Annotated in this window: 13 protein-coding genes and 1 tRNA gene; 7 read left to right on the plus strand and 7 right to left on the minus strand. The window is 70.8% G+C overall.

Annotation, left to right across the window (positions count from 1 at the left end; all coding sequences use genetic code 11):
- Positions 1-133: 133 nt before the first annotated feature.
- The gene (locus MET9862_RS16775) at positions 134-541 is read right to left on the minus strand and encodes a hypothetical protein (protein WP_142584056.1); all 408 of its coding nucleotides are present in this window, start codon (positions 539-541) and stop codon (positions 134-136) included.
- 251 nt (positions 542-792) lie between these two features.
- Here MET9862_RS16775 and MET9862_RS16780 point away from each other — a divergent pair, with 251 nt between their 5' ends.
- Positions 793-1,356, plus strand: a complete 564-nt coding sequence (locus MET9862_RS16780) for a L,D-transpeptidase (protein WP_142584057.1) — start codon at positions 793-795, stop codon at positions 1,354-1,356.
- A 99-nt stretch (positions 1,357-1,455) separates the two neighbouring features.
- Positions 1,456-1,998 carry a PAS domain-containing protein gene (locus MET9862_RS16785; RefSeq protein ID WP_142584058.1) on the plus strand — a complete coding sequence of 181 codons (543 nt, stop codon included), beginning with the start codon at positions 1,456-1,458 and terminating at the stop codon, positions 1,996-1,998.
- Positions 1,999-2,041: 43 nt separating this feature from the next.
- Here the strand turns inward: MET9862_RS16785 and MET9862_RS16790 are convergent, their stop codons facing one another.
- Both MET9862_RS16790 and MET9862_RS16795 read right to left on the minus strand, forming a co-directional pair.
- The gene (locus tag MET9862_RS16790; RefSeq protein ID WP_142584059.1) at positions 2,042-3,085 is read right to left on the minus strand and encodes a MaoC family dehydratase; all 1,044 of its coding nucleotides are present in this window, start codon (positions 3,083-3,085) and stop codon (positions 2,042-2,044) included.
- A 24-nt stretch (positions 3,086-3,109) separates the two neighbouring features.
- Positions 3,110-3,412 carry a YggT family protein gene (locus MET9862_RS16795; protein ID WP_142584060.1) on the minus strand — a complete coding sequence of 101 codons (303 nt, stop codon included), beginning with the start codon at positions 3,410-3,412 and terminating at the stop codon, positions 3,110-3,112.
- A 121-nt stretch (positions 3,413-3,533) separates the two neighbouring features.
- Between MET9862_RS16795 and MET9862_RS16800 the strand changes: the two genes are divergently transcribed.
- Both MET9862_RS16800 and MET9862_RS16805 read left to right on the plus strand, forming a co-directional pair.
- A tRNA-Ala gene (locus tag MET9862_RS16800) sits at positions 3,534-3,609 on the plus strand.
- 559 nt (positions 3,610-4,168) lie between these two features.
- Positions 4,169-7,774 (plus strand): autotransporter domain-containing protein, encoded by a 3,606-nt coding sequence (locus MET9862_RS16805; protein WP_244612750.1) that lies wholly within the window; start codon positions 4,169-4,171, stop codon positions 7,772-7,774.
- A 169-nt stretch (positions 7,775-7,943) separates the two neighbouring features.
- Here MET9862_RS16805 and MET9862_RS16810 read toward each other — a convergent pair whose 3' ends face one another.
- On the minus strand, positions 7,944-8,141 hold the full coding sequence (locus MET9862_RS16810; protein WP_142584061.1) for a hypothetical protein: 198 nt from the start codon (positions 8,139-8,141) through the stop codon (positions 7,944-7,946).
- Positions 8,142-8,626: 485 nt separating this feature from the next.
- Entirely contained in the window at positions 8,627-8,914 is a 288-nt protein-coding gene (locus MET9862_RS16815) for an MTH1187 family thiamine-binding protein (protein ID WP_142584062.1), read from the minus strand.
- A 147-nt stretch (positions 8,915-9,061) separates the two neighbouring features.
- Here MET9862_RS16815 and MET9862_RS16820 point away from each other — a divergent pair, with 147 nt between their 5' ends.
- Positions 9,062-9,409: an antibiotic biosynthesis monooxygenase family protein gene (locus tag MET9862_RS16820; RefSeq protein ID WP_142584063.1), complete on the plus strand. Its 348-nt coding sequence runs from the start codon at positions 9,062-9,064 to the stop codon at positions 9,407-9,409.
- Positions 9,410-9,433: 24 nt separating this feature from the next.
- Positions 9,434-9,886 (plus strand): OsmC family protein, encoded by a 453-nt coding sequence (locus tag MET9862_RS16825; protein ID WP_142584064.1) that lies wholly within the window; start codon positions 9,434-9,436, stop codon positions 9,884-9,886.
- Between the two features lie 6 nt (positions 9,887-9,892).
- Here the strand turns inward: MET9862_RS16825 and MET9862_RS16830 are convergent, their stop codons facing one another.
- Positions 9,893-10,285: an MAPEG family protein gene (locus MET9862_RS16830; RefSeq protein ID WP_142584065.1), complete on the minus strand. Its 393-nt coding sequence runs from the start codon at positions 10,283-10,285 to the stop codon at positions 9,893-9,895.
- 274 nt (positions 10,286-10,559) lie between these two features.
- Here MET9862_RS16830 and MET9862_RS16835 point away from each other — a divergent pair, with 274 nt between their 5' ends.
- Entirely contained in the window at positions 10,560-10,859 is a 300-nt protein-coding gene (locus MET9862_RS16835) for a hypothetical protein (RefSeq protein WP_142584066.1), read from the plus strand.
- Between the two features lie 23 nt (positions 10,860-10,882).
- On the opposite strand, the gene MET9862_RS16840 is transcribed toward MET9862_RS16835, so the two are convergent.
- Positions 10,883-11,959: a catalase family protein gene (locus MET9862_RS16840; RefSeq protein ID WP_142584067.1), complete on the minus strand. Its 1,077-nt coding sequence runs from the start codon at positions 11,957-11,959 to the stop codon at positions 10,883-10,885.
- Between the last annotated feature and the right edge of the window lie 28 nt (positions 11,960-11,987).

The following is an 11,987-nucleotide window of genomic DNA, read 5'->3' on the forward strand; positions in this document are numbered from 1 at the left end:
GCGTCGCCGCCGGCGCATGCGGGCGGCGCGGTCGGACGCGGCGGTCGACCCGGACGGCATCGGCGACGGTGGTAGCAACCCGAAAACGCGTCACGCGCCTCGCGGATCCGTTCGCGCTGCCGTCCGGGACCGCTCAGACAGTCCGGGGCGGCCGCTCGGGCGCGCGGCCGGCGGCGGCGGGCGGCAGGGGATCGGCACTGCGGCGGAAGGCAGGACCCGGCTGCCGGGCGGGCGCGACGACGGAGGCGGCCACGAAGCCGCTGCGCTCGCCTGCCGGCTCGTCCACGTCGAAGGTCACCTGGAGGGCGAAGCGCTGGGCCGGGCAGGCGGTGTCGCGCACCTTCGCGGCAGCGCAGGGGCGGTTCGGCCGGATCTCGGCATCGGCAGTGGCCGGCAGCCCGGCGAGCAGCAGCAGCGCCAGCGTCGCGAGCAGCGACAGCAACGCGGCGGGATGCACGGAACGACGGGCGCGGGCCGCCGTGAGGGTCACGGGTCCGAAGGGCACGGCTTGAGAATAGGGGTTCGGTGTGGTGCAGCGCAATCGCCTGCGACATCCTGTCAGCCCCCCTGTCCTGGGGATGACGGAACCATTCCGGGCCGAGGAAAGAAAGCGTTTTTCCCTTACCGAGCCGCGGCTTCCGGTACGCGCCCAGAAATCTAGGCCCACGTCAAGAGGCCTGTTGCGCAGATCCCACAGGCATCGCGCAGGACGCCCGGCGGCGGCATCCGGGCCCGAAGCCGCCGCAAATGCTGGGCTTGTCGGGCGGACGTATCTGACAGGAGACCAGAACCATGACGAAGCGCATCGCCGTGCTCGCCCTGGCGGCCGGGCTCGGCCTCGGCGCGAGCCCGGCCCTGGCCGGCCCCTTCGACAGCGGGCCGCTCGCCGACTTCATGAACATCTTCAGGACGCAGGCGATCCCGCGGGAGACCGTGGCCTGGTCGGGCAAGGAAAAGCCCGGCACCATCGTGGTCTCCACGAGCCAGCGCCGGCTCTACTACGTGCTCGGCGGCGGCGCGGCGATCCGCTACGGCGTCGGCGTCGGCCGGCAGGGCTTCTCCTGGTCGGGCGAGAAGACCGTCACCATGAAGAAGGAATGGCCGGCCTGGCGCCCGCCGGCCCAGATGCTCGCCCGTCGCCCCGACCTGCCGCGCTACATGGCCGGCGGCCAGGACAACCCGCTCGGCGCGCGCGCCCTCTATCTCGGCTCCTCACTCTACCGGATCCACGGCTCGAACGAGCCAGAGACCATGGGTGCCGCCGTGTCCTCGGGCTGCATCCGCATGACCAACAAGGACGTGGTCGACCTCTATGACCGGGCGCGAGTCGGCACCCGGGTGATCGTCCGGAACTGAGGATCCGGGCCGGGATCGGGGCTGGCAGCGAGCCAAGCAAGCGTGGCCGGCTCTATCCCAGGTGAATGTCGATCGGTGCCGGATGGTGCATGATCACGCATGATCTTCGTGACCGACGCGTCCGGTCTAGCGACCTTCACGAGCCCGGACTGGACCCGGGTCACGGGCCAGGCTCCGGCCGATGCGGCCGGGACCGGCTGGCTCTCGGTCGTCCACGAGGATGACCGGGAGACCGCGCGCGCCATCCTCGCCGAGGCGACGCGGCTGCGGGCGGAATTCTCCCTCTGCTACCGGCTGTGCACGGTTGGCGGCACGCCGATCTGGGTCCATGCCGGCGCGGTGCCCTCCTTCGGACCGCCGGACACCACCTTCCTCGGCTTCTTCGGCTCGATCAGCGAGGCGGAGCCCGGTTCGGCGCAAGCGGCCTCCGGCGCGGTCGGGCGATACCAGCCACTCCCACCGCCGGACGCCCTGCAGGGCACGGTTCTGGAGCGGGTGGCGGACCACCTCCTCTACGCCCACGCGCTGATCGATGCGGACGGAGCCAAGGAGGTGCTGCCGCCGATCCGCGAGGCGTTGATGCGGATCGGGCGGGCGCTCGCCCGCGCGCAGCAGGACGGCGGAACCGGCAGCCTGAACTGACGGCCTCCGCGGAGCCACCTCGCCCCGGCGGAGCCGGCAGGCCTCACTTCGGCATGAAGGCCCAGTAGTCGAGATCGAGGATCACGGCCGGGTCGTAGCCCTCGCCCTGGCGGTCGGGATAGGCGCCGCAGGGCTGGTTCTTGGTGGCCACCGTGCGCAGGCGCAGCAGTCCGACATCGGCGCGGCCGATATCGGCGGTGTCGAGCACCTCGCTCCAGGCATAGACGGTGTCGCCCGCAAAGAGCGGCGCCACGTGCCGCCCCGCATTGATGCCGGCGAGCGCGAAGGCGTTCGCGAGCCCGTTGAAGCTGAGCGCGCGCGCCAGGGAGATGACGTGGCCGCCATAGATCAGGCGCCGCCCGAAGCGGGTATCCTTGGCGGCGTGATTGTCGAAATGGACCTTGGCGGTGTTCTGGAACAGGCGCGTGGCGATCTGGTGCTCGGCCTCCTCCACGGTCATGCCGTCGACATGGTCGATGCGCTCGCCCTTCGCGTAATCGCCGAAGCGGTGCGGGCTCCCGGCGAGGTCGGAATCGTAGGCCGAGACGTCGAGCGGGGGCAGGGCGCCCGCGAGATCGTTCGGATCGACGACCTTGGCGAGGTTCGGCACGTGCTCCTCGCCGATCTGGGCCTGCGGGTCGCGCTTGCGCACCAGCACCCAGCGGCAATAGCTGAGCACGGTCTCGCCGTTCGCGTCCGAGCCGACCGAGCGCACATAGACGACGCCGGTCTGCCGGTTCGAGCTCTCCTTGAGCCCGATCACCTCGGAGACGGTGGAGAGGGTCTCGCCCGGATAGACCGGGCGGCGGAAACCGCCCTCCGCGTAGCCGAGATTGGCCACCGCGTTCAGCGAGATGTCCGGCACGGTCTTGCCGAACACCACGTGGAAGGTGAGCAGATCGTCGAGCGGGCTCTGCGGAAGCCCGAGCGCCCGGGCGAAGGCGTCCGAGGATTGCACGGCGAAGCGCGGCCCGTAGAGCGCCGTGTAGAGCGCCACGTCGCCCGTCGTGACGGTACGGGGCGTGGCGTGGCGGATGGTCTCGCCGAGGCGGTAATCCTCGAAGAAGCGGCCGGGATTGGTCTTCATGGGGGGCGTTCCTCGGGGCCTGGCTCAGCGCGTGTAGACCAGCGTCTGCGGCGGGATGATCTCGTGCAGCAGGCGGCTGACGAAGAGCAAGAGCAGGATGAGGATGATGGGCGAGATGTCCACGCCGCCGAGGTTCGGCAGGAGGTTGCGGATCGGCCGCAGCACCGGCTCGGTGATGCGGTAGAGCACCTCGCCGATCTGGGCGACGATGGGATTGCGCACGTTCACCACGTTGAAGGCGACCAGCCAGCTGAGCACCGCGCTCGCGATGAGCACGTAGATGAAGAGCTGCACCACCGTGTCGAAGAGCCAGAGGAGGGCGTACATGCGCGGGTTCGGAGTCCTCGAATCGACGCGGGCGCCAGTGCCCGCACGGGCAGCGCATAAAGGCTGGAAACGGGAATTGACAGGCTGAGCTGCGCGAGCCTAAAAGGCCCGCGTCCCGGACGGGGCTGTAGCTCAGATGGGAGAGCGCCGCAATCGCACTGCGGAGGTCAGGGGTTCGAATCCCCTCAGCTCCACCACTCATTTTCCGTGCCGGAAAATTCAGTGGTGGCAAGGATACTCAGATCGACATTCAGGTTCTCGCTCTGGACGGTATCCATGATGCCGGTAGCTTGAGACGAATATCGGCCCTCGAAACATCCACGGATCGACGCGCCCTGTCCCATCGGAGAGGGCATTCCGGCCGAGCGCATATCGGAAGGCCGTCATCACAGAGGAGCCGGACGGCCGCCGCGGCTTGATCCTGGAATCGCGGCCGTTCGCAACCGGACGGGACTCGGTGCCAGCGTCCGGAACCGCGCTCCGCCGAGGCAGGCGCCGACTCGGCAAACGGGCCGGCATCAGGACACCAGCGCGAAGCCGCCCCATGCGCGCTGCGATCGGAGACGGCGCCGACGCGACGAAGCCTGGATTTTGCAATTAGAACCACAGAAGCACGACAGTATTCAATCGAAAATTGTGTCATTGGCGTCATGATCACGTCATGACCAGAGGTTAGAGCGCCCGCAAGGCCAATCAACAGGCCGCGAGTGGGTCATGACCAAGAACTTTATTTCCTTGTTGCTCGCATCGACGGGTATGATTCCGATCGCTGCACTTGCCCAGCAGGTGCCGACTGCGCCCGGCACCGGATTCGCGAACAGCACCTCGGTCAATCCGGGAACCGTGATCCCGCGCCTCCTCGACGCCTATGTCGGGCTGATGGCCGGCAATCCTACGGTCCTGACGCAGAACTATCAGACCGTCATTGCCATGACCCAGGGCCGGACGGCGGATCAGACGCTGGCGGCGATCCATGACGATCGGACCGGCCAAGCCTACAGCATCCTGAACGGGCTCGGACCGCTGACCTCCGCCTATCTCACCGGGGCAGGCGCCAGCTTCACCGGCACGAAGCCGAACGCCCTGACCCCGACGACCTACGCGACGACCAGGCTTTCGGATTACGCCGCCAACCTCAATGCCGGCTCCGACGCCAATGGCGGGAGCACGACCTTCGGCAACGGCAGCGCCACCCCCCTTGCTGCGGCGGTCAGATTCATCGACGACACAGTGCGTGCCAACGCGTCCACCGAGCCCTCGAAGCGCGTCTTCGGGCGCTACCAGGGCGCCAACCCGGCCATCGATCCCCTGGACGCCCGCTTCAACACCTACAGCGCCGCAACGAACAAGCGGGGCCTGTCGGCCGCCGATACGGCCGGAATGGTCGTGCCGAGCTATCTGTCGAACTTCACGGTTCCGGCGGTCTACGGGACGACGGAACGCTGGGTGAAGGGCTTCACCGTCACCCAGGCGATGATCGACGCCAATGGCGGGCGTCCGCTGACGGCCCCCAATGTCGGATCCTACGATTCGGCAGGCGCCTTCACGCCCACGACCTTCGGCGTCGGCGACTACGTCCCGGGGATCGGCACCTCCCCGCGCCCGTTCCGGGTCTCGACCGGCGTGGCGGTGCCGACGCTGCTGAATCCGCGGGTCAACGGCACCAACGCCTACGCGGATGGCGGCTTCCCGAGCGGCCACACCAATTCCGGCTATCTCCAGGCCCTCGGCGTCGGCTTCCTCGTCCCGCAGCGCTGGCAGGAGATGCTGACGCGGGCCTCCGAGTTGGGGAACAACCGCATCCTGGCCGGCATGCACTCGCCCCTCGACGTGATGGGCGGCCGGATGCAGGCGACGGCCATCGCCGCCACCAACATTTATGCCGCGCTCTACGACGCCCAGGGCAACCGGGTCGACTGGACGAATCCCGCCAACACCAGGGCCTATGCCGTCTACCAGGCCTACCAGCAGACCCAGGCCTATCTGGCGGCGAGCTGTGGCGCAGCCAGCGTCAATGCCTGCCTCGCCAATGCCGCGGCCTCCGGAGCCGCCGATGCCTTCGGCGATGCCGCCCGGAACAAGGCCGATTACACCGCGCGCCTGACCTACGGCTTCCAGCCCGTGGGCCCGAGCGCGCCGATGACCGCGGCGGAGGTGCCGGTCCAGGCGCAGGTTCTGCTGCTGACCCGCTTCCCCTACCTGACGGATGCGCAGCGCCGGGAGGTGCTGGCGACGACGGGACTGCCCTCGGGCTACCCGCTCCTGAGCGGCAACACCTATGACGGCTGGGGCCGGCTCAACCTCTACACGGCCATGGACGGCTACGGCGCCTTCAACGGCACGGTCACCGTCACGATGGACGCGGCGCAGGGCGGCTACAGCGCCCTCGACACCTGGAAGAACGACATCTCCGGCAACGGCGGCCTGACCAAGGCCGGCAGCGGCACGCTCGTCCTGACCGGCCGGAACAGCTATGCCGGCGGCACCGCCATCCTGGGCGGCACCCTGGTCGGCTCGGCGGCGAGCTTCGGGTCCGGTGCCATCGTCGACAATGCCAGCCTGATCCTCGATCAGGCCGGCGATGCCGCCATGGCCAACCCGATCTCGGGCTCGGGAAGCCTGACCAAGACCGGGGCCGGCACCCTCACCCTCACCGGCACCGGCGCCTTCACCGGCGCGACCGAGATCGCCCAGGGCCGTCTGGCGGTGAATGGCAGCCTCGCGGGTTCGACCGTCACCATCGGCTCGGGCGCCAGCCTCGGCGGCAGCGGCACGGTCGGCGGCGTCGTCGCGACCTCCGGCGCCACGGTGGCCCCGGGCAATTCCATCGGCACCCTGACCGTCGCCGGCGCCGCGACCTTCGCGCCGGGCTCCGTCTACAGCGTCGAAGCCAACGCGGCGGGCCAGTCGGACCGGATCGCGGCCTCGGGCAGCGCGACGCTCGCCGGCGGCACGGTGCAGGTCACCGCCGCCCAGGGCGCCTACGCCCCGCGCACCCGCTACACCATCCTCACCGCGGATGGCGGCGTCACCGGCCGGTTCGCGGGCGTCAGCGCCAACTTCGCCTTCCTCGACCCGAGCCTGACCTACACCCCCACCGAGGTCGACCTGAACCTGACGCGCAACGACATCGCCTTCTCCAGCATCGCCAGCAACCGCAACCAGGCGGGCGTCGCCGACGCCATCCAGGCCGGCGGCCCCGCCACCCCCGCCTACCAGCGCACCGTCGGCCTCACCGCCGACGAGGCCCAGGGCGCCTTCCAGGCCCTCTCGGGCGACGTGCATGCCAGCACCGTCTCCACCGCCTACGCCATCGCCTTCTTCGTGCGCGAGGCGGTGCTCGACCGCCTGCGCTGGGGCACCACGCCGGGCACCGCCGACGGCCTGGATTTCGGCAGCCTGCCCGCCACCTACACCGCCGACCTGCCCGGCCGCGCCGCCCCCGTGGTGGCGATGCCGGCCCGGATCCTCGACCCGACGGTGTTCGGCCTGTGGGGCCAGGGCTTCGGCAGCTTCGGCAACGCCCGCTCGGACGGCAACGCCGCCGGCTTCGACCGCCAGATCTCCGGCTTCGCGCTGGGCGCCGACCTGCGGCTTGAGAGCGGCCTGACGCTCGGCCTCGTCGGCGGCTACACCGCGGCCAGCCTCGACACGACGGGCCGGCTGCAATCGGCCACGATCGAGAGCGGCTATGGCGGCGTCTACGGCGGCTACGCGGTCGGCCCGGTCTCGCTGCGGCTCGGCGCGATCTACGCCGACAACAGCATCCGCACCCGCCGCACGATCGCCTTCGCCGGCTTCGCCGACACCGCCAGCGCCCGCACCGGCGGCTCGACCGTCCAGGGCTTCGGCGAGATCGGCTACCGGTTCGTCCTCGGCCAGGCCGGTCCGGCCGCGCTCGTCGCGAAGGACGGGGCGCGCCCGGCCCAGGCGGCGGCGAGCTATCTCGAGCCCTTCGTGGGCGGCTCCTACGTCACGATCGGGCGCGACCGCTTCGTCGAGGCCGGCGGCATCGCCGCCCTGACGAGCTTCGCCCGCGACTCCGACGTCGGCGCGGTCACGGCGGGCCTGCGCGGCCAGACGAGCTGGGACCTCGGCCTCGGCGCGCCGGTCTCGGCCCACGCCCTGGTGGGCTACCGCCGCGCCTTCGGCGACGTGGTGCCGACCGCGCTCCTGTCCTTCGGCACCGGCCCGACCTTCCTGACGGCGGGCATCCCGATCGCCCGGGACGCGCTGGTGACCGAGGCCGGCCTTGACCTGCGGGTGGCGCCCAACGCCACGCTCGGCGTCGCCTATACCGGACAGGTCGGCGACCGCATCGAGGACCACGCCGTCAAGGGCAACTTCACCTGGCGCTTCTGAGCCGGGCCTCCGGGCTGCCCATCGCCTCGGGGCGCGGGGCAGCCCGGACCACGTCGATCAACTCAGCGGAGCTGGCTCTCGGGCAGGCCCGGCCCGATGACAGAGAGAGGATGCGCAGGCCCCGGTTCGCCCGGCCCATGGGTGCGCCGTGACGGCGGCCCCACGATCCTCACTCCTCGGGGCCGCCCTGACGGTCGCGGTCGAGCTGGCGCAGCATCTCCGCGAGGCGCGGGTCGAGACTCTCATCGAGGACGGGCTCGTAGAGGGCCTGCAGATGGCGGCCGAGCCGCTCCCGGACCAGGGCGTCGAGCTTCGGCGCGCCGGTATCCGGAGAGGAGGCGGGGGTATCGCGATTCGGCAACGTCATCACACCGATATTGTCTGGGAACGGCGCGGGACAATCCGGCAGGATCGGCTTCGAGCATGGGAATCCGGCGCAATTGCGCAGGAAATCACCACCCCCTCGCCGATGACGCATCATTGTGCTTGAGCGGGCGCGGTCGAGAGGCTAAATCCCTCCCCGGCTTCGCCGAAAGAAAAAAGGCCACTCCCGAAGGAGCGGCCCGAAGTCTAGGGAGGAAACGCCCAAGAAAGGGCAGCACGGCCGCGACGCCATCGCCGCCGTGCACAATCCTTCTGCCAGACCGCGCTGCGCCGCACCATCGCCCATTTGGGGGAGCGGCTATGTGCGGACTGCATGGAAACGTTTTCATCTCAGCCGCAGAGCCTGCCCGGCGTGGATCTTCCGGATCCGCGCCGGGCAGGCCGCAACGGCTTGCGCCCCATCCCCGATCGGACGGCGTGACCGACGACCGCATGGGCGCCTGGTCGTCGGGAACGCACGCGGCGCTCTCAGGACACCGCCTTCAGCTTGTCGGCCATCGCCTGCTGCTTGTCGCGGCGCGAGGAGAAGGCCATCGTATAGAACACCCGGGCGACGCCGAGTTCGGCGAGGCGCGCCTCGCATTGCTCGATGAGGCGGCAGACGTCGGAGAGCTCTCCCTCGATGTTGGTGCCGTTGGCGTGCATCTCGGCATTGAGCGGGCTCGCATCGATGATGGCCTTGATCTCCCGCACGTAGGGCGAGACCGAGGGACCGACCCCCATCGGCACGATGCACAGATCCGCGACGACCTTCATGGCGTTCCTCCTCCCATCCTGCGGGCGCAACGGTTCGGCGCGGACCGAAGCATCGCGGGCACGCCCCGGGCTACAGGGATCGCGGGCGCGACCGCAAGGAGGCGTGATGGGGATCGAGACCGGCCGGCGCCGCAGCGGAGGGCCCTCATGATCGCGGTGATCTTCGAGGTCTGGCCGGCGCCCGGCTGCGAGGGGCGCTACCTGGAGCTCGCCGCCGCGATCCGGGACGAGCTCTCCGAGATCGACGGATTCATCTCGGTGGAGCGCTTCCGCAGCCTCGCCGATCCGGACAAGCTCCTGTCCCTCTCCTTCTTCCGGGACGAGGCCGCGGTGCGAGCGTGGCGCGAGCGCCCGCACCACCGGGCGACCCAGGCCGCCGGGCGCGGCGGGGTGTTCCGCGACTACCGCTTGCGCATCGCGGGCGTGCTGCGCGACTACGGGATGTCCGAGCGGGCCGAGGCCCCGGAGGACAGCCGGGCCGCGCACGGGGACTGAGTGCCAGGATCTGGGAGGGCAGCGATGGCGACTTACACCGCCGAGGTCAGCTGGGCCCTGCGGCCGGGCGAGGATTTCGCGAAGGGCCGCTACAGCCGCGGCCACAGCATCGCCTTCGACGGCGGCGTCACGGTTCCGGGCTCGGCCTCGCCGCATGTGGTCGGCAAATGGGCCGTGACCGAGGCGGTCGACCCGGAGGAGATGCTCGTCGCCGCCCTCTCGACCTGCCACATGCTGACCTTCCTGCATGTCGCCCGGCTCGCCGGCTTCACGGCCACGTCCTACCGCGACCGGGCCGAGGGCGTGATGGCGGAGATCGCCCCGGGCCGGCAGGCGGTCACCCGGGTGACGCTGCATCCCCGGATCGCCTGGGCCGGGGACGAACCGGACGCGGCGGCCCTGGCCGAGTTGCACCACGCGGCGCACGAGGGATGCTTCATCGCGAACTCGGTCCGCACCGAGGTGGTGGTGGCCTGACCGCGCTCAGGCCCGCAGCAGCAGCGCGATCGCGGCCACTGCCAGCACGCCGAAGGTCGCGACGATGCCGCCGCCGCGGCAGGCGAATTGCTGAGCCGAGTTCTTCGGTGCGAGCATCCCGACCGGGTGCAGCAGGCGCGCGACGAAGAGCACCACGAGGAGGCCGGTGACGAACCCGTGCGAGGCGCCACCCGCCTCGAGAAGGCCGACGAGGAGCAGCGCCAAGGGGACGTACTCGCCGAAGTTGGCGTGCGCGCGCACGCGCCGGGTCAGCGCCTCGTCGCCGTTGCCGAACAGGGTCTGGCCCGAGAGGCGGCCGGCCACCACCCAGCCGGCGAGGCCGACATAGAGGAGTGCGAACAGGCCGGCGAAGAACGCCGTCGTCGTCGGATAGGTCACACGCGGCTTTCCGGGGCGGCACGCAGTCGATGCGACGCCCGCGCCGGCCGCCGGCGGGACAGGGCGCCCGGGACTCCAGATAGAGCGGGACGGCGGCGCGGATAGGACGCGGGTCCCCGGCTCACAGGATCCCGGGCTCCAGGGACGCCCAAGACACCGGGCGTGGCGGCGCGGCCACGCCCACCGGCCCCGTCACGCTGAGCGGCCCATCGGACACATTTCGGATACGGAGGCGGCCTAGCGAGACCGATCTTCCCGTCCCGGAGCCCCGGCCATGCGCACCGTCACGACCGCCCTCTGCCTCGCCGCCTTCCTCGCCGGCCCTGCGGTCGCTGCGGAACGGCAGAGCACGCGCGGCCTCTCCTGCTCCGCGATCAAGGCGCTCGTCACCCGCGACGGCGAGGTCGTACTGGCCTCGAGCGAGACCGCCTACGAGACCGTTCTGGCCGATGGCGGGGCCTGCCAGAACGGCGACAGCGGCTCCCCGGCCTACGTGCCCTCCGCCGACGAGGCCAACTGTTTCGCCGGCTGGCGCTGCACGCAGCGCAGCAGCGACGGTTCCAGCAGCCGCTGACGGCCGGGGCGGGGCTCCGCCCCTCAGCTCAGGCTGCGCGGCTCGTGGATCGGGCAGCCGTTCCGGGCGGCCCGGAACCCGGCCGATTCCGGGTAGACGGCACGGCGCGCCCGCATGATCGAGCCGAGCGGCCGGTGCGCGGCGAGCCCGTGCCAGGGGCTGAAGGCGAGCCCGTCGTCGAGACGCCGAACCTTCTCCGCGCTCCAGCTCGCCTGCGGCGCCACCACGATGCGGGCGACCGCGACATAGGGGCTCTCCGTCTCGGGCCAGGGCACCGAGGCATCCTCCACCGGCATGGTCGCGGGGTTGGTGAGAAGCTGGGCTCGCAGCTCCCAGGTGCCGCCCTGCTCGGCGAAGAAGGCGGAGACGGCCTCGCGCAGGCCATTCGGCTTCCCGTTCACCTTCAGGGAGGCGCCGGTCAGCGCGGTCAGCTCCGGCGAGACCGGCGCGACCGCGACCTTGGCCACGTGCTCGCCCCAGCGCAGGGGCGCCTGGCTGTAGAAGGTCTCTCCGAGGATATGCGTCTCCGGATGGCCGCCGAGCGCGATCACCGTCGGGCTCTTGGTGCCGACCGCCTCAAGCGCCGCTTCGACCCCGCGCATCAGCGCCGAGAAGGCCTTCTTGAACACCTGCGGCGTGTCCGTGGTGGCGGCGAGCAGTTTCAGGCTCCGGAGGAAGGCGGCCGCGTCCGGGGCCACGAAGGCCGGGGCGTTGGCAAGCACGAAATCCTGTGTCGCGTCCCCTTCGGAGCCCGGCAGGCGCTCGCCCTCCGCGCCGAGAACCTTGACGGCGAGGCCCCGCGGGGTCGAGACGCTGTCGTCGAGGATGTCGCCCGGATTGGTGGAGAAACGCAGCACGGCCTCGTGATCGCCGGGCGTCGCGAACAACCCCTGCGCGAGCGGCGGGGGCAGCCCGTCGAGCACCGTGAGCCGGCCGGTGAGAAGCCCGTGGCTCTTGGCGTGGACGCCACGCACGGCGTGGCCGTAATCCTTGAACGTGGTGCCCTGGATCTTGGCGAACTGCGCGATCATCCCGGCCTGGACCTCGGCCTCGTCCGGGGCGGGCCGCTCGAGATCGGGGGTGTAGCGGACGGGCGGCATGGAAGCTCCGGAGGCGGGCGGTCGGCTC

Origin of the sequence: Methylobacterium symbioticum, from assembly GCF_902141845.1 — a bacterium.
GTDB lineage: Bacteria > Pseudomonadota > Alphaproteobacteria > Rhizobiales > Beijerinckiaceae > Methylobacterium > Methylobacterium symbioticum.